The following is a 25,991-nucleotide window of genomic DNA, read 5'->3' on the forward strand; positions in this document are numbered from 1 at the left end:
TGTCGATGCCGACTGGAAACGAAAGCCCTAATTACCAACTCTGGCAATCCATAGATGCGTTCGCGCCGCCGTAGCTCAGTTGGTAGAGCACCTGGTTGTTACCCAGGTTGTCCCAGGTTCGAGCCCTGGCGGTGGCGTCATTCTTTCATTCCGAAATTGACGAGCGCTGTGAGTACTCGTCCTGGTTCTTGTCGACTTGCGTTTCGAAATCACACCACTCCAACCCGACAGGCTAAAGATGCGGACTCATCAACACTATTCTGAGGGCCCTTAGCTTAGTCTGGTTAAAGCGATCGGCTCATAACCGATTGAGCGCTGGTTCAAATCCGGCAGGGCCCATCCCGTTTCTGCCCGTTCCGTGACCGAAACAGTTCGACAGCATCAGGTATACGAGCGTGCGGTAATCCATGTTTCCGCCGCTTTCGAACACCCCCGCTGAAACCTGAGTTCAACAAGCCTCTTGTTGGGGGTCGCCGCTGTCTGGCGGTTTTGCGATTCGGAGGTGCGAACGATGAGTAAGGCGTCAGCGCCCACTACGATCCCTGAGAAGGGCGTACGGAACCGTTCGCAGTACGCGGACACGCTGCATCGCCTCGATCCGGACGCTGACGAGCCACAACCCGCCTGTCCCGAAGCCGAGTACCGAAGTGACGCTGAGTTCACGGACGTTCCTATCGCCGCGTATCGACCCCACTACAAGCTCTGTGGGAACCCGGAGTGTTTCGGAGGTGACTGGCGGTGAGTCCCCAGTCCTCGCTTTTCGACTACGAGCCCGACCTGTCGCCGCTCACTGACGCCGAACGCGAGGTGTACGAGGCTGTGGGCATGGGCCAGTATGGGCCCCGTGAGTACGCCCGAAAGACCGACCGCGCACCCGGTACTGTCGGGAATCTGCTCCGGCGAGCCCGCGAGAAAACCGAGGTGACCAGCGCGTGAAGGGGTTCGTCAGGGCCTCAGAACTGTACGACGTAGAAGCGGGCGAGCCCCTTCATTTCGACTGGACAAACTTCCAACCTCTTTCAAAGAGTCAAGCTGAGGTTGAGCAGGCCGTCGCGGAGATTGAGGGCGGGAGGTAGGGATGTCGCGGCATCTCAAATGTGCCCCTCATGAGGGCGACGTGCGCTTTACGATTGGTGTGCATCCCGACCCCAGCGTGCCAGACTACGGACTGAAGCCCTACTACGCGATGGATTCGCTCATCAAGGAGTGGGGCGACCGCTGGGAAACCGAAGGGAAGCCGACCAGAGACATCGAGTTCAACGGTGAGACGTGGGCCACCTGCTTCGACTACTCCGAGAGCGGGCTGGATGCGTGGGACAACCCGGAGTTCCAGATCCAGACGGTTCGAGAGTTCCAGTTCTACTTCGTCGCGAAGGACTCCCCGACCTACGAGGGGAAACGGGCAGATCGGGACAAGCGCGTGAAGGGTGGAACGATCACCGTCCGCCCACGGTGGCCGAATCTCACTTCTGACGGCGAACCAGTATCGGTGCCGGACTACGGCGCGCCATATATCGACGTGCAGGTGCAGGCTTCGAACTTGCCCCACGAGGAGTATCTAACCCTCGTCAAGCGCGTGATGGACGCCTACGGGATTGCCGCGCGGTACTTCGACCAGCCGCACCCGGACAGCCACATCAGTGACCTCGCGTACTACGTCCGGCTGTACCGGGCAGACAGTGGGCCGCTGTACGCGCCAGATGGACCGATAGCGCGGTGTCACACGCTGATTCAGGGCGACCGGTCGGGCTACCGCAAGCACGTCGAAGACAACACGAAAGTTCCGGGCTACTACGTCACTGCCACCGTTGAAGACGAGAAGGCCGACCAGTTGGTCCGTGGGCATGGGCTGGGGAAGGAACTCAAGCACTACTACCCGAACCACCCGGAGAACTACGAGCCGGATCATGCGCTGTATCACCCGAAGTTCGAAGTCGCCTACCAGACCAGCCGAACTGAGGAGACCGTGCGGTGGGACGACCTCGACGACGCGCGGCGCGAACTGGAAGAGACGATCTTGAACTGTCTGGACTGGTGTGGGCTTGCGACCAGCGCCGACAGCAGTGTGTTCGTCGACTTCGACCCGTTCTGGGACGTGCGAGATACGACGGAAGCCCGGAAGTTCGTGCAGTGTCCGCTGCCGAAGATCGAAGATGACCAGGAACACCGCGTGATGCAACTGTGGGGCAACATGACCACCGCAGACCGGGACGTGACAGAATTGTTGCTAACCGACGGCGGGAAGGTCTCGCCCCAGGCGGCAGCTGAGCAAACGGGCTATACGTACCGAACGATCAGGACAGTGATCGACCGGATGGAAGGGCTGATCGAACACACCTACGGCGAACTGGAGCTGTCGTCGAAGAAGATCCAGCAGGAACTCTTGAAGCGAGTTCGCGCCGCCGGTGATCGGTTCGAGCAGGAGATCGGCAGCGCCGCGATGGAACTGGCCGACGCCGCGGAGGAACGTGCGCGGTCACGATGGGCACAGGTTCGTCGCGAGTACGCCATTACGGAGACGGATGCTGACGACTGCCGGAAGCTGTTGAAGGTTGGATACACGCCGGCTGACTTCGAGGAAGCGCGGAACATCCTGCGTGAGATCCAGACGGCGTACACGCAGTGTGTCGAAGACAACACCTACGGCGTCCACGTGATCGTTGAGACGGCCGACGGCGGCCGTGAGCGGTTCCGTGACCTGTCGAAGGCGTTCCAGACGGCCTACCGGTCAGGTGACTACCGACGGGAAGAACGCGCCGCTGAGAGTGCCCGCGACGGGTTCGACTTCGAGGCGTGGAAAGCGGCCGGCTGTCCGCCGGCTGATGAGTGGCGCGGCGGGTAGCCACACCCCCGGATAGAGGCATCACTATCTCTCACACTGTTTTAGCGGCAATACTGTGCGTTTTCTCCCGAAAATCGCGTGTCGCGCGGCTGGGTTCGTTCCCGCTGGTCACGTCACCCAGCCGCGCGACCAGGGGGAACCCGGAAAGCGAGTTTCCGGGTTCCCCTTAGTCGTGTGGCTAAGGCCACTTCTCCAAAATACACCGCATAGCATTACACTACCCGCCGATACAGAATTCTGACACAGGGATGCGAACCTCTCTCAATTTCTTCTGCCAATGAGGGCTAAAGTTACTTACTCGATCCCACTTATATGCTTAGTTGTGAATTCAAATTTAGATCTCTGGGTAGAGGAAGCGGTAGACTGTTTTGAAACTGATGGGTCATTGAGTGGACAAAATATATCAAAATTCAATAAACTCCTTCAATTGATTGTAGAAGAGTGGTCTATTGATAACGATCTGTTTCGAGTCTCTGATAAAACAATTAGTCGAAAAGCCCGAGAAGTGCTGAGGAAAGCCCGGAGATACAAGAATCCAGTCCAATACTTCCATAATAGCAAAGGAGATGTTCAAAAAAGCCTCCATTCCGAACCTCATCTAAAATATACTATCGTTTTTCCTTTGAATATAAAATTCACAGCAATGGGTGATAGGCCAGATAGTTTCACTATTCAGGAAGAAAACCTCATTAGGATTGCTAATAGCACATGGAAAACGCAGTATTGGCCGTCAATTAAAAATAAAAGAAATATAAAACGAGTTTTAGAAAAATCACCTAATAGTATCAACTCAAATAACTTCTCTTACTGGAAATATCAAGTGGAGGCTGTTGATCAACGATACGCTATGAATCGAATTTCTGAACTTGTTGAATTATTGTGTGCTAAAATCAACTTTTCTCTCCATCAAGGAAGAGCTCCAGATTTTCACGCATCTACTGGTCCATGGCCATATCGGTGGTCACAATTACGACCACCATTCATCTACTTTGTATTTAAAGAAGGCATTCACTTAGGATACTACAAAAGAGAGAAATACAATTCCTATTTTTATAGTACTGATCCTGAACCCAGAAAGACTGTCCGAGTGTCGTCAAACAAACAGGAGCGATATGTGTTTGGAATGGAATATTTACCAGATATCCCGCGAGAATTAGATGACGTTGATCAAGTGCTAGTTGACGGTTTATATCTATATCAATCTGGGATTGCGGAGTCAGATCAACAAGATGCATTCTTGAATTATTGGCGTGGAATTGAAAATATGACACTTACAAATGAACAAGAAAGGATGACTGAGATACCTTCTAGAACAGCCTCTCTATTCGAGCCAGAAAACAAAGAAATATTCAAATATCGACTTCAACGAGTACGATTAATCCGAAATAACTTGGTTCATGAGGGTCGCCAGACAAAAGTTGAGGATGATGACCTGAAATTATTGAAAACGGTGCTTGAAGCTCTCATCATGTTATTTGTGGAATTTCGACAAAAATGGGATATTACCGACTTTGAATTTGTTTTGAATACTGGGCGTAATGATGAAACAAAATTGAAGGAAATGAAGAACTCCCGCCACCGAGAAATATACTTGATTCAACAAATGTTGAATGATAAATAGTCATTCAATTTATTACAAGAGATGGGTCTATCCGAATATGTCTGTAATATCCAACTTTGCTTGCCGTGCATCTCTATGCTCTCCCCCGCCATGCCAGTCCAACTGAGGTAGCCGCGACGAGTGACGCATCTCCCATTCTAACAGTTCTACGCCTTTCCCACGGACCCGATACACGCCGAAGACATACCACCCGTTCGCAGCACGTAGCCGCTCGTGATACCGGTCGTAGAGTTTGAACGTCCCCGGCTGGCCGTCGGCGTGCCGATGCATCGCCGATTTGATCTCGACCGGCGTTCCGTCCGCTCGCTTCGCGTCGTGCCAGCTGCACCTATCGAGATCGAGGTTGTACCGCTCGGCGGCTTTTCGCTCGACGAGCGTGCCGTAGTGATTGGCTTTGTGGCTTCGACTCATTCACGCACCTCGCGTGCGTCATATATAGATACTCCTCCGGCCTGTTCGCCGCCGTTGCCCATGGCTCTCGAAGCGAGCGATAGCGAGCGCCGGCTATGGGCCAATAGGGAGGGTACGCCGGGGGGTTGGTTGTTGTTGGTTTCCGTGTATCCCGTCGCTGTCATGCGGTTAGCTCCGTCACTTCACCAACCACGTTGCGGTGGTCACCGTCGTGTTCGTACTCGTTCCAGCGTTGTCTGACCCATTCGGCGCTGTACGGGACGAAATCGGCAATTTCGTGGTTTGGTCTGTCCGGGTCAGCCTCCTTGGCCGTGATGACCGTGTAGATCGCGAGTTTCCGCGAGAGGTCCGCCGGGTCCACTTCATCGCCGTCTTCCTCGCCGCTGGACCAGGACCACGTAGTCGGTTCCTTATCGTCGTAGCGCCAGTCCGTCTCGGGGATTCCCGACACCGAGAAAATCGGGTTCACGCCCTTCCGTCCCTTCACATCCTCGTAGAAGGTGGCTTCTTTCAGGCCTTCCTTGTGGACGCAGACGGCGAGTTCCCGAACCAGCGGATGCACGTCGCGGCCGTCGTGCCCGATGACGATGAGTGAGCCGCCGTACTTGCGGATCTTGTACGTGAGCGGACCGAGTTTCTGTTTCGTATCGTAGCCGTCCTTGCCTCCGCCACCGGCGTTACTGCTGGCCTCGTCGAAGATGAACAGCTTCGGAGACTGTTCGTTGTGCATGGGATCGCCGTCCTGTTTGAGCCATTCATTCAGTTCGCCGTAGTTGGCGAGCCAGCCGTCGCGACGATCTCCCTGCTTGTCCGTCCACTCGTCAGTCTCTTCGAGCGTGCGGATGTTCGAAGCCACCAGCGCGTCCGAACCCTGCTGTTCTTTCCAGAGTTGGCCGAGCAAACAGGCAAAGTTCGATTTCCCCGTGCCGGGTTCGGCCCACTGGTAGAACATCGGCGCGGGGCCGGTCATCTGTGCCCGGAGCTGGTCGATGGCTTTGATACCGGAGATATCGGCCCGCTGGCCGGCGTCACCGGTGAATTGCTTGAGCGATTGCATATCGCCGTTGGCCATCGCCCGACGTGCGGTTTCGGTCCCTTCGATACGGATGATGTCACGGACGTGCCGGAGGTCTTTGGCCTCGCCAGGCATTTTCTCCGGGCGGTCACAGCGCTGCGGATCGTAGTGTGTTTCCAGAATCGAGAGGTAGCGAGATAGCTTCTCGTCGCGGACGATACCGGCGTGTGCGTGTACCTCGTCCGGGTCGCGCTGTCCGTAGCCATCCTGATACTCGCGGAACTGTGCGGGCGTGTAGAGGTCGGTGCTGTCGTCAGTCATCGTTCATCTGCGGGTCTTGGTTGTGATTGGTCGGGACTGCCGGCCCATCGCCCACAGCGGCGTCTGCTGTGGGGTCGGGTGCGTCGGTGAGGTCGTGGATCGTCGGGGCGTCTTCGAAGTCTTCGCCGTCTTCGATGAGGTCGCCGAAAGTGTCCTTCGCGGCGGTCTTCTGGATCATCTGGCCACGCTCGTTCGCCTCGGCTTCGGCCGTGACGAGTTTCTGCTGCAACTCTACGGAGCCACGGGACCAGCGGCCGCGAATGGCGGCGAGTTCCTCGGCGCGGTCGATGAGCCAGCCGTGGATGTCCTGCATTTGCTTCTTGCTGGTCATGAGCTGCGTATCCTGACAGCCTTCGAGCCAGACGCCCTCGACGCGGAGTTGGTCGATGTCTTCGAGATACTCGTACTCGCGGACCGCCCATGCACTGCCGCCGTTAACGGGGTACGGGTCCGGGCCATCGATTTCTTTCTCACGCCAGAGTGCCGGCGGGACGTAGTACTTCTCGGTGGTGTCCTCGACGGCGTTGACGTGATGGACTTCAACCCAGTTCCGGCGGCGGAGCCAGCGGGCGATTTTCGCGCCAACAAGATAGCAGGGAATCGCCAAGACAAGCCAGCCGACGGCAATAGCGGGAATCCATGTCGGCAGCGTGGGCAGTTGTGGCTGGTAGTAAGCGAACAACACGGCCGCACCGATGAACATCCCGCCGATTAGTAGCTTGTACTCAGCCAGTAGGTAGACAAGCCGGTCGCGGTTGTTCTGGAAGGTTGGTGCGGGATTCATGCTACCTCCGGGCGGCCGTTCTCGCCACGAATCACGTTGTAGCCGGCTACGATCATCCAGATGAACGCGACAGTTGCCCCGGCGAGCCACGCCTGCAGGGACGACAGCGCGCGTAGGATGTCCAGGCCACCACCAGAGGGCTGCTGTACGATTTCGGCGTACAGTGGGGTGTTGTCAGTAGAAATGGCGACACCCACGTAGCCGTCTTTCTCGGTGACGGGAATCTCGATAGTGGCAGTATCATCTGAGCGCAGGGCGACGGTGCGGACGGGAATCTTTCCACCTTCCTGGAAGCGGCCGGCGTCGGAGATCGTCACCGTCTGGACCGCGCTCGACCGGAGGGTGATGCGGGCCACTCCCTCATCCGGTCGGTATTCCGAGGCGACAATCTCGGTGTTCCCGTCAATGCGGGTGGTTTCGGTGGCGTTGGCTGTCTGTTCCGAGTTTTGGGCCGTGGGCTGTGGGCTGGGAACTTCGGCCGGCTGATTGCCGGCGGACTGTGCGACGGACGGGGCGCTGACGCAGCCGAGGCTGACCACGAGCAGCGCGGCGAAAAGAATGGAGCGCATAGGTGTTAGTTCTGAAGCACGACGATAGCCAGCAGCGTGCCGATGATTGCGAATGCCACAACAGGTGAGACACTGCTGCCACCGAGGAAGCCACCGCCTGCAGACTGCTTCATGGCCTGTTCGCGGGCCTCAATCTGTGCGCGCCTGTAAGCGAGGTCTTCGTACTGCTGTTTCAGTTCGGTGACGTTCGTTGTCTCGTAGGTGGTTTTCTGGATAGTGACATTCTCGGTCGTCTCACCGCTGGTGGTGGTGATTCTGTCGATGGTGAACTCACCGTCCAGTTCGACGATGTGGTCGCTGGTGACGACGTACTGTGTGCCGCCGATGTTGGATGTGTTGTAGGTCGTGCCGTTCTCAAACTGGCCGCTGGCCGGGTTTTCTTGAGAGAACAGGACCCCCTCGTACTGCGTGCCGTCACCGGTGGTTACGTTGAAGCTCCCGATCTGGTCGAAGTTCTCCGGAGAGTTCGTGCCGAGCAGGGTGAGCTGGGCGGCGGTCCAGCCCTGGAAGTCCTCGCCTGCGGACTGCTGGTTTGCCAGCACGTAGGGGTCAACAAGGTCGCTATTGTTGATTTCGCCGGACTGATATGCGCTGTACGTGTTCTCTGCTAGCGTGTCCATGTCGTTTTGGACGGAGGTACTCTGGGATTCGATTTCGTCCCAGTGGGTCTTGTACTCGGTGACCGTTCCGTAGGTGAGTGGGGAATGGTCACTGGTCGGGCCCTGCATTTTGAGACCGTGTATTGTGTCAGAGTAGCCGTTGTTGCTGTACTCAATGGGTCCGTGAGTTGGGCCGAGCCACTGGGCACGGTTGGCGTCCTCGGCACTGTAGCCGCCGGTAGATACGTCGATAGTGGTGACTTCGGTCGTCGTGCCGTTGGTCAGGGTCACCGTCCGCTGAGTGGTTCCATCGGGCGGGTTTGCGTCTTCGGGGTAATCGCCAGTGACATCAAGTTCAGCATAGTCATTGGCAATCCCGGATTCGTTCTGTGACACCTCAACGTAGTACATATGGCTGTTAGCGACAGCTTCCCAGGTGTTCAGGAGTTGGACCTGCTTGACCGCGTAGTAGTCGTCAACTGCTGTTTTGGCCTTGGACTTGGCCGCGGATTTGCTGTCTCCGTTGTTGAGAGCCTTGATATAGGCATTTTTCCCGATAATACGAGCCTGTGTTTTTGTATCTGAGAGGTAGTTGTCCAACGTCGTACGGTGGTTCTGAGCGCTGGACTGCTGGTTTTGCGCGGCGTAGTACAGGTCGAGCTTGGTTTGTGAGGCGTCAGTGCCGTCAGTATCGACGGTCGTACTGTCTGGAAGCCCGGTCCTGTCGAGTTGGACAATCTGAGGCATCACAGACTCGCCGATACGCTCACTCATGTCATAGGTGAAATCGGCGTCACCACCCGTGTCACCGAGGAATTTGCCAGAGTCACCCGGCGTCCACGCGGCGGTCGGGCCGCCTTTCGAGAAGCTGGGTTTCGCGTCGGCTCCCTCGACTTGAATAGTGAACTCTTGATACGCGCCAGCGTTGCGGAAATGTGCCGATGGCGTAGTCCCGGAGATTGTCTTTCGCATGATTGTTGCGTTGTCTCCCGCCGGAGATTCCGAGGTAATCACCGAGATCGTCGTTTCGGTAGTGACGTTCGAGAGGTCAATTTTGACCTTATGCGGGCCGGTGGTGAACTCTTGTGCGTACGTGTCTGTTTGAGCGGTGGCGAGTCCCGGTCCAAAGCCCACGGCGACTGTGGACACCAGGATGACCGCGGCGAGCAAGACTGAGCGAGCGCGGGTCACAGTTCGCGGCCTCCGTTGGCCTCGACCTGCTCGACGTGATCGCGCACGTCTTGGTCGCTGGCCTCGTCGGTCTCCTGTTCGCGGACGTGGTGCGCGGCGATCACGCCGCCGGCGACGACGGTGGGACTCACCACAGGGAGCGGGGAGCCGATGACCGCGGCGGCGATTGTGGACGCGGAGACGCCGATGACGCCCATAAGCCCGTAGCTGAGTATTCGGTCCATCGGATTCACCCCAGGTAGCTGATGACGTAGTAGCCAGCGGCCTCGATGGCGACGACAGTAAGACCGATAGCAGCTGAGCCAACTACGATATCCTGCGCGCCGAGGATGTTCAAGCCGGTGAACAGCACGATGACAAGCGTTCCGAGCGCGAGGTAGGTTTCGACAGTGGCCGAACCCTTGGCGATGTTCGCGAGGTCGGTGTCGAGTTCATAGGACTTGTTGCGGCTCTGATTGACTCGGTTAGTCGCGTAGGCGGCGGCGAGCGCGCCGAGCGAGAGGAGGAAGGCGAGATCGATGCTCGTGTTCTGGACCGTGGCGACAGACGCGCCGAGGTCGTAGCCGAGCAGACTGATCGAGGCGATACCGTTGGTGACGAACGCGCTGGCGGTGAAAATCACACCGGCCAGGGCGTCTTCGATGTCTATCTTTCCGAACATAGAGTACTCATCCGCTCAAAGCGGACGAGAAACAGGCTCGTGTGTGTCGGTAAAAGACAGGTAGTAGCCGATTGATGTCTCTGTGAACTCTAATAAATGTAAAAATTGAGGAGACGGTTATGCTTCAGGACCGGTATCAGATCCGAGCGTTGCGGAGGAATCGCCTTCTGGCGGTTCGTAGATTACACGGACATCATAATCACTGTAGACACCTACATCAATACTCTGTCCAGCCGAGACCTCACTGTCGGTGGCACCGTAAGCCCCAGTATCAGACCAAGCACCATCGTCAGCGTCGTAATCTGCAGTCTCCGAATCGCTTGGAGATATACCTTCATTGCTCAGGTCACCATCTGCAACCATTCGATTTCCTCTCATGTAGAGGCTACCTGCCTCGATAGTATCGCCACCATCATGTGTGACCGTTAGGAGGCCAGAGTCAGACTCATCGCCTGCGCTAGCGTCGTATTCGAATGAGAAACTGGCCTGCGGAGTTGCCTGTTGGGCCTGATCGCCGAGACCAAGCACGAACGATGCGATGACAGCCGCAAGAATCACTGTAATTGCGACCATCAGAATAACGCCGATAACCGGAGAGACGGCGTCATCATCATGGAACAGCTGTTTCAAATCCATTGCAACTATTCAGTAACGAGAGACTACATTAAAACCAATTCAATGTTAAGTTAACATTTTATCCTTCAAACTTGACTTGAAACCGGTATAGACCGAATTGAAAGTGTGCGCCAAAAGGGGGGCCTGGATTTGACCCCCTGGTCTGGAGACCAGTATTATCCTTTAGATTTCAGCGGGAACCAACCCGCATACGTTTCCTCGACAGATTCTCTAATATTAATTCCGATTTCAAAATGCTACAAGGTGGCCTTGAACTCGATTTCGACGCTACAAATTCGATTTTTGCGTGCAACCATGGGGTCGCAACTCGAAGATCGCACTCGACGCGATATGCACACGAGGTGGATCTAACCGTGTGCATATTCGGTGAGTGTCATGGGCTGAGTGGAAGCTATCGGCGAGCGATTGCCATGGTCCGCGGCAATATTTATCAGTAATCGGCTTCGAGTTAGTCGAGAGTATCTCTCTTTTGACCTCGTGTTCACGAGCGGTCAATAATAACAGAACAAAAATTGAACTAACTTTCATCAGACCGAGAAAATAACCAGCTAACGATAGGGGGTATTACAACCCAGCAAATATATCCAATAGTAATAAATGGTAAAAAAGAGAGAACTAAGATCTGTTTAAACAAGAATGTAATACCGAGCATCTTGCCACGATAGTTAATAAAACTCATCAAACGCGTTTCCTGACCATCTTTTATGATGAAATAAAGGCAAATTAGAATAAATGACACATAAACAAACACCAACATTTCTAAAAACATATGCTCGGTCATTCTATTCACTACCGATGTGTACTATCATTTCCTTCATGCTCTTTTGCTTCTGGGTGATATGCACCATGGGTATCTGACCAGATATACTTATATTAAAGCTCACATCTAACAAAACAATAACGAATAAAATATTTGCTTATTATTGGTTGATAAATAGTTAGTACCCTTATTTCGGGTTGATAATAGAGATTATATAGGCTTCCGTGGCACTAACCTCTCAGAACTTTCTTCGCCGACGGCCTCGGCTGGTTATTGGCATCTAACCGTCCTTCCAGGTACCGCAGTCCATAGCCCGTGATGTCGTAGTTCTGGAACTGTTGAGTCAAGGGTTCGATCATCTGTGCGTAGGTGAGCATCTTGCAGCGCTCACGCACGCGGCCCACAGAGGCACGGAGCGATACTTTCTGTGCGATGTATCGCGGTGATGACCAGCCTTCGGCTTTCAGTATTTCGAGGATTCGTTCATCGAGCGGGACCATCCATTTGGCGGGCTTACGTGACATGATTCAGGGCAACGTCGTCAACTGTTGATACCGGGACCGTCATGGGCGTCAGTTCCATTCTCCTCATCAGCGGAATTTCCACGGTTGATGTACCGCTCTTTACCTGCGTCGTACTCTCCGTTTAGATATGCCTCCCCTTCCTCAGTGATTATGTACACTCCATTCGCTAAGGGTTGGAGTAGGTCGTGATCGGCGAGTTTCTTCAGTCTTCGAGAGACTGACGACTTCGAGATCCGTACCTCGTCGCGATCTTCCAGTTCCTTCGGCGAGCCGTTTCCTTCCTCGTGGATGATTTCAAGGATTCTATCATCCCAAATGGTCATCCACGAGCCAGACTGTCTCATTGGTTTCCCGTATGGGATAGCATATTGTTTGTGCTGGCAATGTTACGATTCTACCATAAAATACTGTTCTTGAGACAGCGTTGCATTTATGCAACAGTAGCTAATTGGTAAGTATGCGAAGCACCCGATTCGGTCGAAGATGACTCTCCTTGGTTTGTGACGAACGGGCGGTGCTGGAACACCGCCCGAAAAGGTGGCTTCGCGCTCTATGGGAAGATGAGCGAATCCACCATTACGGGGCTACAGCCCCGCACAAACACCGAAGCATCGCAATCGAATAGTTCTGACGACGGCAGTTGTGCCACCTGTCGAGGTGATGCTGACGGGATCGATGCACGAACCCGCGAGCCGAGTTGCGCGGAGTGCGCGACCCGCCGCTCTGACGGTGGCCGGTCGGAGCGTGGGGTGAGAAAGCGTGAGTGATAGTCTCCAACCGCTGGAACCGGGCAGAGCCATCGATATGTACCTCAAGGCCCGGCAAGACGAACTGACCGAATCGACGATACAGTCACAGGAGTATCGTCTGGAAGCTTTCGAACAGTTCTGCCGCGAAGAAGGGATTGAGAACCTGAATGACCTATCGGGGCGGGATCTGTACGCCTATCGCGTCTGGCGACGAGAGGGGAACGGGAAGGAACGCGAGAGTATCGAGCCCATCACTCTTCGAGGCCAGCTGGCGACAGTCCGCTCGTTCCTTCGCTTCGCTGCCGAAGTGGATGCAGTTCCGGAAGATCTTCGGACTAAAGTCCCGCTGCCGACTATCAACGGCGCTGGCGAGGTGAGTGCGTCTACGCTCGACCCGGAGCGTGCCGATACGATTCTCGACTACCTTCAGCTGTACCAGTACGCGTCAAGAACGCATGTCATCGTCCTTCTGTTGTGGCATACCGGGGCGCGCATGGGCGCGATCCGTGGGCTGGATATCGATGATTGCAAACTCGAAGGGAGCGATCCGGGTATCGAGTTCGTCCATCGTCCACAGTCAGATACGCCGCTGAAGAACGGCGAGAAGGGGCAACGCTGGAACGCTATCAGCGAACACGTTGCCAACGTCGTACAGGACTACATCAACGGCCCCCGTGAGTCGGTTTTCGACGAACACGGCCGCCGTCCACTCATCACGACTCAACAGGGTCGTGCCTCCACGTCGACGTTCCGAACGACAATGTACAGGGTTTCCCGCCCATGTTGGCGGGGAGCGGAGTGCCCGCATGACCGTGATCCGGAAGAGTGCGAAGCAACGGAGACGGTGAAGGCTTCGACGTGTCCATCCGCTCGGTCACCACACGACGTTCGGAGTGGCAGAGTGACGGCGTATCGGCGGGAGGATGTCCCACGCCGTGTGGTGTCAGACCGGCTGGACGCGAGCGACCAGATTCTCGACAAGCACTACGACCGACGCGGCGAGCGTGAGAAGTCCGAACAGCGCCGTGATTATCTCCCAGAGGTGTAACAATGACTTACCGACTTACTTTTAGTAACCGCAAGACAGTACCGCGAAACCGGCAGGGCCCATTTCTAACACAGAGAACCCATCTCTGAGAGAACCGTCTGCCGTGCTGTCGGATTTCATACCACTGTTGCTCATTCATCGACAACGACGACCTTGACCTGCTGAACACCACCAATTGCGCGAAGCCGATTGGCCAGTTCCGTGATCTTGCCGCCTGCGCCCTCGACGACCAGGGTCTCCATACAGGTGTCGTGGGAGAGGTGGATATGCTGGACGGACGTGATGATGTCGGCCATCTCGTGTTGGACGGTCTGGAGGTCATCGGCGATGCCGGAGACGTGGTGGTCATGGACGATGACGATGGTTCCGTGGTGGTGTTGCTCGCCGCCGGACTCCCACTCATAGGTCGCAAAGAAGTCACGCAGCGAGTCGCGTATCGCCTCCGACCGGCTCGCGTACTCCCAGTCGTCGACGATACTGTCGAGTCGGTCGACCATCGACGACGGGAGTGTCAGGCTGATCCGGTCGAGATCCTCACTCATGTGTGTCGATAGGAACTGGCCGGCATATGGATACCCGGGCTTCGGTAATACTCACCCGCTAGCGATAATACTGTTCGATGAAAAAGTATTATTACGGCGGCGGGGCCAGACCCGAGTAGTATGCACATTCCGGACGGATATATCGATCTGCCGCTTGCGCTGCTGTTTGGCGCGCTTGCGGTCGTGATTTTGAGCGTCGCCGCGAGGCGAGTCAATGGCGAGATATCCGACGCGCGCGCGCCGCTACTTGGCGTCGTCGCGGCGAGCATCTTCGCCGCACAGATGCTCGACTGGCCGATTCCGGGCGGCACCAGCGCTCACTTCGTCGGGGGTGCATTCGCGGCGATTCTCCTCGGTCCGCATTTGGGCGCACTCTGTGTCGCGACCGTCGTCACGATTCAGGCGCTTATTTTCGGCGACGGCGGGCTCGTGGTGCTTGGCGCGAACGTGTTCAACATGGCTATCGTTGAGGTGTACGTCGGCTACGCCATCTATCGCCTGCTCGTCCCCTACGGCGAGTTCCAGGCTGCCTTCGCCGCCGGATGGCTGGGAATCACCGCGGGAGCGTTGACCGCCGCGCTCCAACTCGGGCTCTCCTCGGCGTTCCAGTACCAGTTGCTGACGACGCTGTCGATCATGGGCGTCGGGCATCTCGCGCTCGGACTGATCGAGGGAGCGATCACCGCCGCGGTCTATCGCTATCTGGCCCGCGCTCGCCCCGACCTCCGGCCGAACACCGCTCCGGAGGTGAGCGCGTGATGACCTGGGACTACCCCGACTGGCTGCCCCGTGCGCTGGCCGCACTGCTGGTCCTGACGCTGCTCGCGCCGGTGTTTGGCTGGGCGGCCGGTCAGGTCGGCTACGCCGAACCGCTTGAGAACGCCGCCGAGGCAACGGGTGCGACGGAACATGCTACTGCGGTCGGCACCGCACTGTTTCCCGACTACGGCGTTCCCGGACTCGGTGGCGCACCCGGAACGTTTGTGTCGGCTGTCGTCGGGACCGCGCTAACGCTCCTCGTCGGTGCCGCCATCGGTCGCGTACTCGGGGCGGATACCGACAGGCGGCAGTAGCGCATGGCCGGCAGCGACCTGCTCGACCGGACCGTCGCAGCCATCGCGGCCAGCGCACAGTGGTTCCTGCTCGCAGAGGAGCTACCGGACCGCGACGGGTTTCTCCAGGCTGTTACGCCGACGGTCAAGCTCGTCGGCATCGCCGCGCTCGTCGCCCTGACCGTGACACAGCGGACGCTGTCGACAGTCGTCGCGCTCGCGCTTCTCGCCGCGGCACTCGCGGTGCTGTCGCGGGTCCCTGCTCGTACTTTCCTGGGCCGCCTGACCGGGCCGCCGGCGTTCGCGCTGGTCGTCGTTGCCCCTCAAGCATTCCTGATGGGCGGTCCCTCGCTGGGTTCGCTCCCGCTCTCGGCCGCCGGCGTCGACTACGTACTCACGTTCGTCGTCCGCGTGACAGCATGTGTCGGTTTCCTGTCGGTGTTACTGGTGACGACGCGGTTTGCGGATCTGCTCGGGGCGTTCCGTCGTCTCCGAGCCCCTGCCATCGCCGTCTCGCTCCTGGCGATAACCTATCGGTATCTCCTCCTGTTTTTCGCCGAACTCGAACGGATGGTCCGTGCCCGCCGGAGTCGGACCATCGCCGAGCCGAGCCTCCGCCGGAACTGGCGCGACTCGGGGCACTTCGTCGGCTCGTTTCTCGTTCGGAGCCTGGAACGCGGCGAGCGGGTCCAGCGGGCCGCTCGCGCCCGCGGCGGGACCGGCCCGACGCCGGCACAGCCCCGGCAACCGCTCGGTCGTGCTGACCTCGCGTTCGGACTGGTCGTCACGCTCGCCGTCGTGGTGGTGGTCGCGTGACTGCAATCGAAGCCACCGACCTCCGGTATGCTTACCCCGACGGGACGCTGGCTGTCGACGGCGTCGACGTGTCCGTCGACCGCGGTGAGCGGGTGGCGCTACTGGGCCCGAACGGGGCCGGCAAGTCGACGCTGCTAGAGTTGCTTGGCGGCCTGGTCGACCCCGACAGCGGCCAGGTCCGATATTTCGGGGAGACGACCGACGCTGACACTGTCCGCAGTCGTCTGAGCGTCCTCACGCAGAACCCTGCCGACTACCTGTTCAATCCGACCGTCCGGGAGGACCTCGCCTACGGGCCGGCCCAGCTCGACTGCGACCGCGAAGAAGTCGGCCGTCGTGTCGAGCGGGTCGCGGACCGGCTGGACCTCGACGGTCTCCTGTCGAAACCGCCGTTCCGGCTCAGTGGCGGCGAACAGCGCCGGGCGGCCCTCGCTAGCGCCCTCACCGTCGGGCCGGACGTACTCCTCCTCGATGAGCCGGTGAGCAACGTCGACGCCGCGAACCGAGAAACGATTCTCGACCTGCTGGACGAACTCGCGGCCGACGGCGTCACGCTCGTCGTCTCGACGCCTGACACCGAACTCGTCCCACACGTCGCGGACCGGGTGCTGTTGCTCGACGACACCGGGATGATTACCGCGAGGGGGCCCACCCGAAACATCCTGACTGACACCGACCTGCTGCGGGACTGTGACCTGCGGCCGCCACAGGTCGTCAGGCTGTTCGAGGGGCGCACGGCGGACGTACCACTGACCGTCGACGATGCTGCCGAGCGGCTGGATACGGGCGAGCCGGAGTCTGTGGAGTAGTTCGGATTGGGAAAGTAGACCACCGGCCGCTGTCACTTCGACCCGTCGAGCAGGCGGCCGTGTACGTCGATCTCGCCGTTCCGAATCCGGGTGCTGCTGATTCGCGTCCCGTCTTCGGCAACGACGAACGGCGGCGTATGTATTTCCAGCGGCCCGAGCCCAGCCTCCCGCCGCCGCTGATTGAGTTGGTGAGCACGGCGCTGTGCCTTCGACTCCGGCGAGGCGACGAGCGCGTCAACGTCCGCCCGCGTCGCGGCCGGTCCCTGCGTATCCAGCAGCCGGACAATTTCGTAGGTGGCAGTGTAGGCTTCGCTTAGATCGCGCAGTTCGGTATCGAGCGCGTTTCGGCGGTCGTCGTAGGCACCCAACTGTTCGGCGTGTGAGGAATCGCTACGCGTTTCCGTTGCCAAATCGGAACTCGTGAGGCCGACGATGACGTGGCCATCGCCGGAGCCGTCGTGGCTCGCGGTCTGGAACGCTTTGTGGAGGAGCGCACGGTGGCCGTTGTGGATTGGTGTGAAGGTCCCGCCGAGAATTGCGGTTCGGTCCGCGTCAGCCATACGCGAATGTGCTGCCAGTGTCATATATAGGTACTGTCCACGAGATGGCACCGTCAGTGACAACGGCACGCACTGAGCATGCTCCGGTAACACTCGCGTCAGCAGTAACTCAAGTACCTCCGGTACGTATCTGTAGTAATGACAGACGTTACTCCCACACCGGGCATTCACCACGTCACGTGTATCGCGAGCGATCCACAGCAGAACATGGACTTCTGGGTCGAGACGCTCGGGCTCAGGCTCGTCAAGCGCTCGATCAACCAGGACGACCCGAGTACGTACCACTTCTTCTTCGCCGATGCCGAGGGGAATCCGGGCACGAGCATGACGTTCTTCCCCTGGGAAGACCACTCACAGGGGAAGGTCGGCTCCGGACAGGTCTCACGCACCGCGTTCCGTGTGCCTGAGGGAAGCTTCGACTACTGGGAGGACCGCTTCGACGAGTACGGTGTCGACTACGACGACCGCGTCGAACGGTTCGGCGAAACCGTCCTCCCGTTCCGCGACCCCGACGGGCTGCCGGTCGAGCTGGTCGAGGTCGAGATTCCCGACGACGACCCGACCGAGCCGTGGACGGAGTTCGTCCCCGAAGACGCTGCCATCCGTGGTTTCCACTCCGTGACGCTCTGGCTCGCTGACCCCGAACCGACGGAGGACCTGCTTCAGAAGATGGGACTGGAGGAAGTCGGCACCGAACAGGCACAAGGCGACACCCCCGGCGACGAGCGAACCCGCTTTGCCGCGCCCGGCTCCGTCGGGAAGTACGTCGACGTGTTGCCGACAATCGAGGGCGGTCGTCAGGGCCACGGCACGGTCCACCACGTCGCCTTCCAGACGCCGACCGACGAGGACCAGCAGGCGATGCGTGAGGCCGTCCGCGGCGCGGGCCTGCGTCCCACCTCACAGATCGACCGCCACTGGTTCCGGTCGGTCTACTTCCGGGAGTTCGGCGGCGTCCTGTTCGAACTCGCCACGAGCGACCCCGGCTACGACAGCGACGAACCGCTTGACGACCTCGGCGGCCGACTGGTGCTGCCCGGAAAGTTCGAGGACCGGCGCGAGGAGATCGAAGCGGGCCTTACGGACGTGACGATTCCCCGAGCGGAGCCGGCCGAAGCCGACGACTAACGCCGACAAGCGATTCGGTATATGCTTCATTCTTCCTGTTAGCCTGTGAGTAAATATGAGTGCCCAGGCTGTCCTGTGGCACATGTCTACCGAGGGGCAGGAGTACGTTATCGCGCCGTGGGGAGAGGGCGACTGTGAGACGACTGTGGTCACAGTTGACCTGCCGTCCCGGGACCTCGCGGCCCAACTGGAAGTCCCGACGGACGTGCTGGACCGCATGGCACAGCTGAGTGACGAATACGATATTCCGGTGACGGAGGCGCTCGCGGAGCGACTGGAAATCAATCGGGCGCGAATTTCGCTGTCCGCCGCGAAATCAGTCGATGACGTGGCCGCCGTCCAGCAGCACCTCACGGACGCCCGGGAGTACCTGTCCGGCGTCGAGACGCTCGACACGGCCGACCTCGAAGACGACATCGAACATATCTGGACGAACGAACTCGGGAGCGCATAGCGCCCCGACTGTCTTCTGGCTGACGCCTCCCTCAGTCGTCGCTCATCACACCCTCCGCGACGGCCATGTCCTCGACCGTGGGGTCGTCCTCGGACGCCCGGAGGACGAACCGCTTGCGGATCAGGTCGGCGGCGTAGATGGCCGTCCCGAGGATGATGAGCGTGTCGCCGGGCAGGCGCGCCCAGAACAGGGTCTGGACGATCGGCTGGTTGTAGAACGCGAGGCTTCGGCCGGCGGCGTAACTACCGGTGAACACTGCCTCCAGCTGGAGGAAGCCCACGGGCAGCACGGAGACGAACACCATCAGCACCAGGCCGACGTTCCAGCACCAGAACGCCGCCCGGAGCCAGGACTCGTCCCAGCGCTCGGGCTTGATGGCGAGCTGGAGCATGTACGTGACCATCCCCAGCGCGAGGAAGCCAAAGGCCCCGAACATCGCGGCGTGGGCGTGGCCGACCGTGAGGTAGGTGCCGTGCTCGTAGTAGTTGATCAGCGGGAGGTTGATGAAGAAGCCGAGCACGCCGGCCCCGACGAAGTTCCAGATCCCGCTGGCGATGATGAACATGAACGGGAGCTTGTAGGGGAACCCGCCGGTCTCGGACATCGCCCGGTACTGGCCCAGCGCCTCGTAGAGGATGAACACCAGCGGGAGCAGCTCAAGCGTCGAGAACACGCTTCCGATTGGGACCCACATGTCCGGCATGCCGACCCACCAGTAGTGGTGGGAGACGCCGATGACGCCCGTGCTCATCACCAGCAAGGCCTGGAGCATGACTGCCTTCTCGGCGCTGCGGCGGCTGAGCAGGTTCATCGACACCAGCGTCAGCCCGACGATGGCGACGATGAAGAACTCGAAGGCCCCTTCGACCCACATGTGGACGACCCACCAGCGCCAGAACTCCGTGACGGCGATGTTGGTCTCGGGGGTGAAGAAGAACCCGGCGGTAAACAGCAGGGCGATGGAACCGCCGGCGTAGAGGATCATGTGCGCGAGACCGAACACCGGCTCGCGGTCAAGCAGTGGCTTCAGGCCCCGGATGGAGAGGACGGCCCACAGGCCAAAGCCAACGAGTAGTCCGAACTGCCAGACCTTCCCGACTTCGAGGTACTCCAGCCCTTCGTTGCCGAACAGCCACCAGAGGTCGCCGAAGTAGCCGTGTGAACCGAGCCAGATGCCGCCGAGGCCGCCGACGGTGACGACGACGATGGCCCCCAGCAACACGTCGATGTACGTCGACTGCCGCTTTGGCTCGTGGCCGGTCAGCAGCGGCGGGAGGAACAGTCCGGCTCCGAGCCAGGTCGCGGCGATCCAGAGGATGCCAAGGTCGATGTGCCAGGTCTTCGCCATGGCAAAGGGCAGTAGCTGGAGGATGTGGACGCCGAAGATTTCCTCGATGCCGAAGAAGCCGGCCCGCTCGATGTAGAAGTGGGCGAGCAATCCACCGAGTAACACTTGCGCGAGGAACAGCCCGGCGGCGACCGGGATGAACCGCAGGGCGGCCCGCTGGCTGGGGAAGATGCTCACGTCGCCGGGTTCGGGAACTGAGAGGTCGTCGGCGGAGGGTTCCGGGAGCCTGACGGACTGGTACAGCCAGATGCCGCCACCGGCGGCGGCGACGAGCAGCACCATCGCGATGACGCTCCAGGTCATCGCCGCGCCGGTCGCGTCGTTCCCGGCGGCTGGCTCGTATGGCCAGTCGTTCGTGTAAGAGTGCTCGCCGCCCGGACGGTCGGTGTGGGAGAACCACGCCGTCCACATGGCGAAGTCAGCGAACTGCCGGGCGTCGGCCTCGGAGTCGATCATCCCCTCGGGGACGCCCCGTTCGTGGCTCCCCTCGTGGTACCGCTCGACGTACTCCTGGCGGACCTGCTCGTGGGCGTACAGCTCCGCGGCGGAGTACTCGATGTTCCCGCCGGTGTACTCCCCACTGAGGTCCTGTTTCACGTCGTCATTGACGGCGGCCTGTTCGGCCGTCGACAGCGACTCGTACTCGGTCCCGTAGCGCTCCTCGGCGTAGTACGTCCGCATGTGCTGGGTTTTCAACTCCAGCGAATCGGCGGTGTAGTCCGCGCCGTAGTACGCGCCGTTACCGAGAATCGAGCCGTGGTTCATCAGCCCGTTCCTCTGGAACGCCTTCTTGCCGTCGCGGATGTCCTCACCCGCGACGACCGTCTCGCCGTCGGGTCCGACGACCTGCTCCGGGATGGGCGGCGCTTCCTGATACGCGATCCACGCGCCGGCCCCCATGACAACGAGGTTGAAGACGAATGCGGCGGCGATCACCTTCGCGATCGTTTTGCGTTTGAGCTCCATGTAGTTCGACATTTAATTCCCCCCGGTAAGAAGGGGCGACGCCGTTCCCAGTCGCTGGCGACGGGGGGAACATGTTCGCCCTGATTGCGAAGCGATTGTTGCCGATCCGATTTGGGACGACTGTAGTAGGAGTATCACAAGGCAGATACCGGCCGCTCTCCCAAATTCGGTATGCGCCGTCGCCGCTTCGTCCAGTTGCTTGGGACGGCTGTTCTGGCGGGTAGCGGGGGTTGTCTCGGACAGTCGAGTCGAACAGCACCGACGCTCGCCGCATCGAGTCCCGCGTTCGAATCCGGCGACGAGCTTCCGGCGCGGTTCACCTGCGACGGCGACGGCGTTTCGCCACCGTTCGTCATCGAGAGTGTCCCCGAGCCGACGGCAGCGCTCGCCGTCACCGCCGAGTACGACGGCGGCGTGTTCAGCCAGCCGGTGTTCTGGACGCTGTGGAACGTCCCGCCGGAGACGGACCGGATTCCGGCCGGACTTCCGCGCGAACCGACCCTTGATACGCTGGGCGGCGCACGGCAGGGCAAACAGGCCGGCAGCGAACCGGGGTACGAACCGCCGTGTCCGCCGGCCGGACAGCCGTACGAACACCGGTTTCAGGTGTTCGCACTCGGCGAGGAACTGTCCCTCAACGGTGGCACGGGCCAGGAGTCGGCGTCGGAAGCCATCGCGAACGCGCTCATCGCAAGCACCCGGGTCACCGTCGACTACACCCATCCGGCAACGACAGATGGCTGACCCCGGGAGACTCAGCGTTCGAGTGCGGACAGCACGACGGCCCCATTTCCGTCCGAAACTGCGTGTCTTATACACATAAACCCTCGAAGAACACGGTGTACTGCCGTGAATGCGTGATTTCGTCAAAATAGTCGTCTGGGGCGTTACTTATGGCAATGTTTCACAATACCATTAAACCTATATACTGGTGTGATATACCATAGCATGTATGGCGTCCGCACCGAGTAGTGACGATATGTTCGACGAGTTCCTCTCCCAGCGTGGTCACGACGTGGACCAGAGTGGTTGGGAAGAGAGCTATAACAAGAAGCAGTGCCCTGATTGTGGCGGCCTTCACGAGTCGACAGCGGCACAGTGCTCGGTGTGTGGCTGGACACCGGTACGGTAACCCCTTTTCGCTTTTCACCCGGTAGCGGCAGCATCGACCCGAAGGACCGACAGTCCGCTCTCTACCGAGGCGTGCCGCACTACGTCTCGTGTCGAGACAGCAACGGTACAGCCAGTTGCGACTCCATCACGTGTGTCGAAAGGAAGTGGGGAGTCCTTGCGTGGCCAGCCGACGGTTGGGGGGAGTGTGCCGGCGGGCCGAACGGTTCGTGGTGGTTACAGCGCATCGAGCGACGCTTGGAGAAACAGCCCGAGCGCGAGATGTTGGGACGCCGACTCCGCGATCTGCTCCTTTGCAGCCGCCGAGTCCGCAATCCCGTACTGCTTCGTCTGGACGAGTTCGTGCATCTGGAGCGTGCCATCCGCTTCTAAATCGTGCAGCCGGGGATACACTGTCCCCGGACTCAACTCGGCTCCGAACTGTTCTTCCAGTGCCTCCATCAGTCCGGTGCCGTGGGTACCACCATCGGCGACTGCGATCATCGCCAAGAGGATCTCTTCCAGACTCTGTGTGACAAGACCGTCGTCAACCGCCATCTCGCCGTTGACGACATCGTCAATGACCGGTTCCAACAGCGACTCCGTGATGGCGTCACGACTGGGTGGGTCATGCGATTCCGGGCGCTCTGTACCGCCGAGGTTAGTCACTCGCTCGTCGGCTGTCTTGCCCTGCATCTTGCCCGTCGTCACGCGACGGAGGTTGTCTCCGGACATCGTCTCACCTGAACGCGATCCGCAGTGGATACTACAGGGGCTATCATCATATAAACGGGGCAGTGTTTTCTGAACGTGAAATCACTACAATACTCAAAAACACTTATATAAGATGACGAAAATCATGGTGTAGTGGCTGAGGAACAGAGCATCGAGGAGATTCTCGATACTATCGGTGATAAGCACGCGCGTCGCGTACTCGCTGCGATCAGTCGGGAACCGCAGTCGGCGAAGGAACTCGCCGAAGAATGTGACCTCTCGCTGCCGACCGTGTATCGCCGTGTCGAACTGCTCGACGAGTACGACCTCGTCACCGACCGGACGCTCGTCGCCGAGGACGGGAACCACTACAAGGTGTACGAGTCCAACTTCGAGTCGACGGTCATCTCGCTCGAAGACGAGGAGTACAAGGTACGCATCTACCGGGAGGAGAACCTCCCGGACCGGTTCAGCCAGCTCTGGGACGAGCTGAACCCCGAATGAGTCCGCTGTCTCCCGGTGAGGCGATAGTATGACGACCGGTGTAGCCATCGCACGTGGCGCGCTCATCCTGATGCGGATGGTCGTGTTCGGATTGACGCTCGGGATTACGCTCATTAGCTTCCAGGCCTATCGCAAACGGCCTTCTGAACGGTTACAGTCCGCGTTTGTCGGCTTTGCCTTTATCAGCATGGGCGTCGCTATCTCCAGTGTCATTACGCAATTGAGCGCCGGCGAGACCGGTGCCATCGTTCGCATCTTCTTCCAGATGGCCGAGACGATCCCGTTCATCATCGGGTTCGCGATGCTGTACGTATCGCTGTACCGGTGAGAAACTCGATCCGGTTCGCCTGTCAGTTGTCGTCCCTGTAAAGCACGTTGTTTATTTGGCCGCGGCCCCACTACATGTTCAATGACTGATTCGACCACCGAGGTTGTCCGCCTGTTCGGTGGGCCCGGTAGCGGGAAGACGACGGCGCTGCTCGACCGCGTTGACGAACTGCTGGAAGACGACGATGTCGACTTCCGTGACGTACTGGTTGTCTCGTACACGCGCGCGGCGGCCGCCGAGATCCGCGAACGACTCGCGGACCGACTCGATCTGTCCCCCCGTGCACTCCGCGGGAACGTCTGTACGATGCACGCGAAGGCGTACGAACTGCTGAACCTCTCTCGGGGCGATGTCGTCGGCGAGGACGACAAGGAGGCCTTCTGCGAGGAGTTCGGCATCGAATACGAGGACGAGTACGAGGGCTCGCGCCGCCGGTCGGCCCGCTCGACCACCCTCGGGAACAAGATCATCGCGACCAGTCAGTGGCTTCAGCGGACCCGCCGCGACGTGGCCGACTGGTACGACGTGCCGTTCAAATGGGACGAGGAGGAGGTCCGACTGCCGCCGGAGATCGACGACAACGCCCAGACCGGCAACAAGTACACGCCGACCTGGCCGACCGACGACGACCGCGTCGACGTGCCAAGCGTCATCCGCGGCTGGCGCACCTACAAGGGCGAGCACGACCTGACCGGCTTCGCCGACATGCTTGAACGGGTCGCCCAGCGCTCGCTGTTGCCGAACGTTGACTACCTCATCATCGACGAGTTTCAGGACATCACAACGCTGCAGTACGACGTGTACGACGAGTGGAAACCCCACATGGACAGAGTTCTCATCGCCGGCGACGACGACCAGGTCGTCTACGCCTGGCAGGGCGCGGACCCCGACCTCTTGCTTGAGGAAGTCGTCACGCAGGACGAGGTGTTGCCCAACTCCTACCGGCTTCCCTCGCGCATCCTCAACGTCGTCAACCGCGAGGTGCGCCACATCGAGAAGCGCCAGGAGAAAGACCTGAATCCGCGTAAGGAGGGCGGCCGCGTCGAGGCGGTCCAGAACCCATCGATGTTCGACCTCTCACGGAACGTCACACGGACCATCGAACAGTCCGACGAGACGGTGATGGTACTGTTCCGGGCCCGCTACCAGATGTTCCAGTTCATCGATGAGTTCATCGATAACGGGATTCCCTTCTCCTGTCTCACCGACCAACGGATGTGGACCGACCGGCTCACCCAGTACGTCAACGGGCTCGAAGCCGTCGAGGCCGACGAACCGCTCACGGTACTCGAAGCGCGCCGCCTCGCCGATATGCTCGTCGACTCCGCCTTCGGCACGGGCGAGCGCGACGACCTCTTCGACGCGCTCGAAGAGATCGACGAATCCCACGAGGACAAAGACATCGCCGACATCGAGATCGACCCCGATGTCGTCCGCGACCACGTCCCCTTCCTCCCGGACGCGGCCTCGGCGGGCGACATGCTCCGGAAGGTGACCAACTTCCAGGAGCGGACCGTCGACGCGTACTTCAATGGCGAGTACACCGGAATGGACGCCGACCGCGTCCGCGTGGGCACTATCCACTCCGCCAAGGGCCGTGAGGCCGACCACGTGTTCGTCGCGACCGACCTCACGGAGAAGGTCGTCGAGCAGATGGCCGCGACTGTCGACCAGAAAGGCATCGAGGTGCCCGGCGTCGAGGAGTTCACTAAACACACCAGTCCCGTACCGACGCTGACCGACAACGAACGGCGCGTGTTCTACGTCGGGATGTCCCGTGCCCGCGAACGGCTTGTCCTGCTGGAGAACCTCGTCGACGGCGCGCCGACGCTACCAATCGACGTGTTGCTGGAAAACGCCCCGAGCGACCGGTCCATCGAACAACTGCTCGACGAAGCCAGCGAGACTATCGCCGCGGACTGACAACAG

General features: G+C 59.4%; 31 protein-coding genes and 2 tRNA genes. 19 read left to right on the forward strand and 14 right to left on the reverse strand.

Annotated features, from left to right (window positions below; all coding sequences use genetic code 11):
- The first annotated feature begins 64 nt into the window (after positions 1-64).
- The 7 genes from Harman_RS09915 (at position 65) to Harman_RS09940 (ending at position 4,463) form a co-directional block, all read left to right on the forward strand.
- Positions 65-137 (forward strand) — tRNA-Asn (locus Harman_RS09915).
- 127 nt (positions 138-264) lie between these two features.
- A tRNA-Ile gene (locus tag Harman_RS09920) sits at positions 265-339 on the forward strand.
- Positions 340-511: 172 nt separating this feature from the next.
- A complete protein-coding gene (locus Harman_RS09925) occupies positions 512-742 on the forward strand; it encodes a hypothetical protein (RefSeq protein ID WP_137683621.1) in 231 nt (76 codons plus the stop codon).
- Positions 739-936, forward strand: coding sequence for a helix-turn-helix transcriptional regulator (locus tag Harman_RS09930; RefSeq protein ID WP_137683622.1), 198 nt, complete (start codon positions 739-741; stop codon positions 934-936). The genes Harman_RS09925 and Harman_RS09930 overlap by 4 nt, the downstream gene beginning before the upstream one ends.
- Positions 933-1,076 carry a hypothetical protein gene (locus Harman_RS21515; RefSeq protein WP_200830873.1) on the forward strand — a complete coding sequence of 48 codons (144 nt, stop codon included), beginning with the start codon at positions 933-935 and terminating at the stop codon, positions 1,074-1,076. Before Harman_RS09930 ends, Harman_RS21515 begins: the two co-directional genes overlap by 4 nt.
- Positions 1,077-1,078: 2 nt before the next feature.
- Positions 1,079-2,842, forward strand: a complete 1,764-nt coding sequence (locus tag Harman_RS09935) for a DUF7845 domain-containing protein (RefSeq protein WP_235007187.1) — start codon at positions 1,079-1,081, stop codon at positions 2,840-2,842.
- A 322-nt stretch (positions 2,843-3,164) separates the two neighbouring features.
- Positions 3,165-4,463 carry a HEPN domain-containing protein gene (locus Harman_RS09940; RefSeq protein WP_137683623.1) on the forward strand — a complete coding sequence of 433 codons (1,299 nt, stop codon included), beginning with the start codon at positions 3,165-3,167 and terminating at the stop codon, positions 4,461-4,463.
- 27 nt (positions 4,464-4,490) lie between these two features.
- Here Harman_RS09940 and Harman_RS09945 read toward each other — a convergent pair whose 3' ends face one another.
- The 10 genes from Harman_RS09945 to Harman_RS09990 form a co-directional block, all read right to left on the reverse strand.
- Positions 4,491-4,874 (reverse strand): hypothetical protein, encoded by a 384-nt coding sequence (locus Harman_RS09945; protein ID WP_137683624.1) that lies wholly within the window; start codon positions 4,872-4,874, stop codon positions 4,491-4,493.
- A gap of 160 nt (positions 4,875-5,034) precedes the next feature.
- Positions 5,035-6,210, reverse strand: coding sequence for a hypothetical protein (locus Harman_RS09950; protein WP_137683625.1), 1,176 nt, complete (start codon positions 6,208-6,210; stop codon positions 5,035-5,037).
- Complete coding sequence (locus Harman_RS09955) at positions 6,203-6,994, reverse strand: hypothetical protein (protein WP_137683626.1); 792 nt, start codon at positions 6,992-6,994, stop codon at positions 6,203-6,205. The genes Harman_RS09950 and Harman_RS09955 overlap by 8 nt, the downstream gene beginning before the upstream one ends.
- Positions 6,991-7,563 carry a hypothetical protein gene (locus Harman_RS09960; protein ID WP_137683627.1) on the reverse strand — a complete coding sequence of 191 codons (573 nt, stop codon included), beginning with the start codon at positions 7,561-7,563 and terminating at the stop codon, positions 6,991-6,993. The genes Harman_RS09955 and Harman_RS09960 overlap by 4 nt, the downstream gene beginning before the upstream one ends.
- Before the next feature lie 5 nt (positions 7,564-7,568).
- Positions 7,569-9,353, reverse strand: a complete 1,785-nt coding sequence (locus tag Harman_RS21520; RefSeq protein WP_200830874.1) for a hypothetical protein — start codon at positions 9,351-9,353, stop codon at positions 7,569-7,571.
- Positions 9,350-9,577 (reverse strand): hypothetical protein, encoded by a 228-nt coding sequence (locus tag Harman_RS09970; RefSeq protein ID WP_137683628.1) that lies wholly within the window; start codon positions 9,575-9,577, stop codon positions 9,350-9,352. Before Harman_RS09970 ends, Harman_RS21520 begins: the two co-directional genes overlap by 4 nt.
- Before the next feature lie 5 nt (positions 9,578-9,582).
- Positions 9,583-10,014: a hypothetical protein gene (locus tag Harman_RS09975; protein WP_137683629.1), complete on the reverse strand. Its 432-nt coding sequence runs from the start codon at positions 10,012-10,014 to the stop codon at positions 9,583-9,585.
- 117 nt (positions 10,015-10,131) lie between these two features.
- Positions 10,132-10,650, reverse strand: a complete 519-nt coding sequence (locus Harman_RS09980; RefSeq protein ID WP_137683630.1) for a type IV pilin — start codon at positions 10,648-10,650, stop codon at positions 10,132-10,134.
- 990 nt (positions 10,651-11,640) lie between these two features.
- A complete protein-coding gene (locus Harman_RS09985) occupies positions 11,641-11,934 on the reverse strand; it encodes a winged helix-turn-helix domain-containing protein (protein ID WP_137683631.1) in 294 nt (97 codons plus the stop codon).
- Positions 11,935-11,951: 17 nt separating this feature from the next.
- The gene (locus Harman_RS09990) at positions 11,952-12,278 is read right to left on the reverse strand and encodes a PhiH1 repressor (protein ID WP_137683632.1); all 327 of its coding nucleotides are present in this window, start codon (positions 12,276-12,278) and stop codon (positions 11,952-11,954) included.
- Between the two features lie 460 nt (positions 12,279-12,738).
- On the opposite strand from Harman_RS09990, the gene Harman_RS09995 reads away from it, so the two are divergent.
- The gene (locus Harman_RS09995) at positions 12,739-13,731 is read left to right on the forward strand and encodes a tyrosine-type recombinase/integrase (protein ID WP_137683770.1); all 993 of its coding nucleotides are present in this window, start codon (positions 12,739-12,741) and stop codon (positions 13,729-13,731) included.
- Positions 13,732-13,862: 131 nt separating this feature from the next.
- Here the strand turns inward: Harman_RS09995 and nikR are convergent, their stop codons facing one another.
- Positions 13,863-14,273 carry a nickel-responsive transcriptional regulator NikR gene (gene nikR, locus Harman_RS10000; protein WP_137683633.1) on the reverse strand — a complete coding sequence of 137 codons (411 nt, stop codon included), beginning with the start codon at positions 14,271-14,273 and terminating at the stop codon, positions 13,863-13,865.
- A 120-nt stretch (positions 14,274-14,393) separates the two neighbouring features.
- On the opposite strand from nikR, the gene Harman_RS10005 reads away from it, so the two are divergent.
- Genes Harman_RS10005 through Harman_RS10020 form a run of 4 tightly spaced genes read left to right on the forward strand, consistent with a single transcriptional unit; the run spans position 14,394 to position 16,950 of the window.
- Entirely contained in the window at positions 14,394-15,032 is a 639-nt protein-coding gene (locus Harman_RS10005; RefSeq protein WP_137683634.1) for an energy-coupling factor ABC transporter permease, read from the forward strand.
- Positions 15,032-15,346, forward strand: a complete 315-nt coding sequence (locus Harman_RS10010) for a PDGLE domain-containing protein (protein WP_137683635.1) — start codon at positions 15,032-15,034, stop codon at positions 15,344-15,346. Before Harman_RS10005 ends, Harman_RS10010 begins: the two co-directional genes overlap by 1 nt.
- 3 nt (positions 15,347-15,349) lie before the next feature.
- Positions 15,350-16,141, forward strand: a complete 792-nt coding sequence (gene cbiQ / locus Harman_RS10015) for a cobalt ECF transporter T component CbiQ (protein WP_137683636.1) — start codon at positions 15,350-15,352, stop codon at positions 16,139-16,141.
- On the forward strand, positions 16,138-16,950 hold the full coding sequence (locus Harman_RS10020) for an energy-coupling factor ABC transporter ATP-binding protein (RefSeq protein ID WP_137683637.1): 813 nt from the start codon (positions 16,138-16,140) through the stop codon (positions 16,948-16,950). Before cbiQ ends, Harman_RS10020 begins: the two co-directional genes overlap by 4 nt.
- A gap of 32 nt (positions 16,951-16,982) precedes the next feature.
- On the opposite strand, the gene Harman_RS10025 is transcribed toward Harman_RS10020, so the two are convergent.
- Positions 16,983-17,510 carry a phosphopantetheine adenylyltransferase gene (locus Harman_RS10025; RefSeq protein WP_137683638.1) on the reverse strand — a complete coding sequence of 176 codons (528 nt, stop codon included), beginning with the start codon at positions 17,508-17,510 and terminating at the stop codon, positions 16,983-16,985.
- Positions 17,511-17,648: 138 nt separating this feature from the next.
- Here Harman_RS10025 and Harman_RS10030 point away from each other — a divergent pair, with 138 nt between their 5' ends.
- On the forward strand, positions 17,649-18,638 hold the full coding sequence (locus Harman_RS10030) for a VOC family protein (protein WP_137683639.1): 990 nt from the start codon (positions 17,649-17,651) through the stop codon (positions 18,636-18,638).
- 82 nt (positions 18,639-18,720) lie between these two features.
- Entirely contained in the window at positions 18,721-19,092 is a 372-nt protein-coding gene (locus Harman_RS10035) for a hypothetical protein (protein WP_137683640.1), read from the forward strand.
- A 31-nt stretch (positions 19,093-19,123) separates the two neighbouring features.
- Here the strand turns inward: Harman_RS10035 and Harman_RS10040 are convergent, their stop codons facing one another.
- On the reverse strand, positions 19,124-21,406 hold the full coding sequence (locus Harman_RS10040; protein ID WP_137683641.1) for a nitric-oxide reductase large subunit: 2,283 nt from the start codon (positions 21,404-21,406) through the stop codon (positions 19,124-19,126).
- A gap of 171 nt (positions 21,407-21,577) precedes the next feature.
- Between Harman_RS10040 and Harman_RS10045 the strand changes: the two genes are divergently transcribed.
- Together Harman_RS10045 and Harman_RS10050 are read left to right on the forward strand one after the other, a co-directional pair.
- The gene (locus tag Harman_RS10045; protein WP_137683642.1) at positions 21,578-22,150 is read left to right on the forward strand and encodes a YbhB/YbcL family Raf kinase inhibitor-like protein; all 573 of its coding nucleotides are present in this window, start codon (positions 21,578-21,580) and stop codon (positions 22,148-22,150) included.
- A gap of 208 nt (positions 22,151-22,358) precedes the next feature.
- Entirely contained in the window at positions 22,359-22,538 is a 180-nt protein-coding gene (locus tag Harman_RS10050; RefSeq protein ID WP_004515335.1) for an HVO_0416 family zinc finger protein, read from the forward strand.
- 215 nt (positions 22,539-22,753) lie between these two features.
- Here Harman_RS10050 and Harman_RS10055 read toward each other — a convergent pair whose 3' ends face one another.
- Positions 22,754-23,251: a PadR family transcriptional regulator gene (locus Harman_RS10055; protein WP_137683643.1), complete on the reverse strand. Its 498-nt coding sequence runs from the start codon at positions 23,249-23,251 to the stop codon at positions 22,754-22,756.
- A gap of 132 nt (positions 23,252-23,383) precedes the next feature.
- On the opposite strand from Harman_RS10055, the gene Harman_RS10060 reads away from it, so the two are divergent.
- From Harman_RS10060 to Harman_RS10070, 3 genes are all read left to right on the forward strand, one after another.
- Complete coding sequence (locus Harman_RS10060; protein ID WP_137683644.1) at positions 23,384-23,734, forward strand: ArsR/SmtB family transcription factor; 351 nt, start codon at positions 23,384-23,386, stop codon at positions 23,732-23,734.
- Positions 23,735-23,762: 28 nt separating this feature from the next.
- Positions 23,763-24,062, forward strand: a complete 300-nt coding sequence (locus tag Harman_RS10065) for a DUF7521 family protein (protein ID WP_137683645.1) — start codon at positions 23,763-23,765, stop codon at positions 24,060-24,062.
- 81 nt (positions 24,063-24,143) lie between these two features.
- Positions 24,144-25,985, forward strand: a complete 1,842-nt coding sequence (locus Harman_RS10070; RefSeq protein ID WP_137683646.1) for a UvrD-helicase domain-containing protein — start codon at positions 24,144-24,146, stop codon at positions 25,983-25,985.
- The last annotated feature ends 6 nt before the right edge of the window (positions 25,986-25,991 follow it).

The organism is Haloarcula mannanilytica, from assembly GCF_005406125.1.
GTDB lineage: Archaea > Halobacteriota > Halobacteria > Halobacteriales > Haloarculaceae > Haloarcula > Haloarcula mannanilytica.

Coding starts and splice junctions, on each gene's coding strand:
- Harman_RS09925 (WP_137683621.1), top strand. CDS start 512: ATGAGTAAGGCGTCAGCGCCCACTACGATCCCTGAGAAGGGCGTACGG.
- Harman_RS09935 (WP_235007187.1), top strand. CDS start 1,079: ATGTCGCGGCATCTCAAATGTGCCCCTCATGAGGGCGACGTGCGCTTT.
- Harman_RS09945 (WP_137683624.1), bottom strand. CDS start 4,874: ATGAGTCGAAGCCACAAAGCCAATCACTACGGCACGCTCGTCGAGCGA.
- Harman_RS09950 (WP_137683625.1), bottom strand. CDS start 6,210: ATGACTGACGACAGCACCGACCTCTACACGCCCGCACAGTTCCGCGAG.
- Harman_RS09955 (WP_137683626.1), bottom strand. CDS start 6,994: ATGAATCCCGCACCAACCTTCCAGAACAACCGCGACCGGCTTGTCTAC.
- Harman_RS09960 (WP_137683627.1), bottom strand. CDS start 7,563: ATGCGCTCCATTCTTTTCGCCGCGCTGCTCGTGGTCAGCCTCGGCTGC.
- Harman_RS09970 (WP_137683628.1), bottom strand. CDS start 9,577: ATGGACCGAATACTCAGCTACGGGCTTATGGGCGTCATCGGCGTCTCC.
- Harman_RS09975 (WP_137683629.1), bottom strand. CDS start 10,014: ATGTTCGGAAAGATAGACATCGAAGACGCCCTGGCCGGTGTGATTTTC.
- Harman_RS09980 (WP_137683630.1), bottom strand. CDS start 10,650: ATGGATTTGAAACAGCTGTTCCATGATGATGACGCCGTCTCTCCGGTT.
- Harman_RS09985 (WP_137683631.1), bottom strand. CDS start 11,934: ATGTCACGTAAGCCCGCCAAATGGATGGTCCCGCTCGATGAACGAATC.
- Harman_RS09990 (WP_137683632.1), bottom strand. CDS start 12,278: ATGAGACAGTCTGGCTCGTGGATGACCATTTGGGATGATAGAATCCTT.
- Harman_RS09995 (WP_137683770.1), top strand. CDS start 12,739: ATGTACCTCAAGGCCCGGCAAGACGAACTGACCGAATCGACGATACAG.
- nikR (WP_137683633.1), bottom strand. CDS start 14,273: ATGAGTGAGGATCTCGACCGGATCAGCCTGACACTCCCGTCGTCGATG.
- Harman_RS10005 (WP_137683634.1), top strand. CDS start 14,394: ATGCACATTCCGGACGGATATATCGATCTGCCGCTTGCGCTGCTGTTT.
- Harman_RS10010 (WP_137683635.1), top strand. CDS start 15,032: ATGACCTGGGACTACCCCGACTGGCTGCCCCGTGCGCTGGCCGCACTG.
- cbiQ (WP_137683636.1), top strand. CDS start 15,350: ATGGCCGGCAGCGACCTGCTCGACCGGACCGTCGCAGCCATCGCGGCC.
- Harman_RS10025 (WP_137683638.1), bottom strand. CDS start 17,510: ATGGCTGACGCGGACCGAACCGCAATTCTCGGCGGGACCTTCACACCA.
- Harman_RS10030 (WP_137683639.1), top strand. CDS start 17,649: ATGACAGACGTTACTCCCACACCGGGCATTCACCACGTCACGTGTATC.
- Harman_RS10035 (WP_137683640.1), top strand. CDS start 18,721: ATGTCTACCGAGGGGCAGGAGTACGTTATCGCGCCGTGGGGAGAGGGC.
- Harman_RS10040 (WP_137683641.1), bottom strand. CDS start 21,406: ATGGAGCTCAAACGCAAAACGATCGCGAAGGTGATCGCCGCCGCATTC.
- Harman_RS10045 (WP_137683642.1), top strand. CDS start 21,578: ATGCGCCGTCGCCGCTTCGTCCAGTTGCTTGGGACGGCTGTTCTGGCG.
- Harman_RS10050 (WP_004515335.1), top strand. CDS start 22,359: ATGGCGTCCGCACCGAGTAGTGACGATATGTTCGACGAGTTCCTCTCC.
- Harman_RS10055 (WP_137683643.1), bottom strand. CDS start 23,251: ATGTCCGGAGACAACCTCCGTCGCGTGACGACGGGCAAGATGCAGGGC.
- Harman_RS10065 (WP_137683645.1), top strand. CDS start 23,763: ATGACGACCGGTGTAGCCATCGCACGTGGCGCGCTCATCCTGATGCGG.
- Harman_RS10070 (WP_137683646.1), top strand. CDS start 24,144: ATGACTGATTCGACCACCGAGGTTGTCCGCCTGTTCGGTGGGCCCGGT.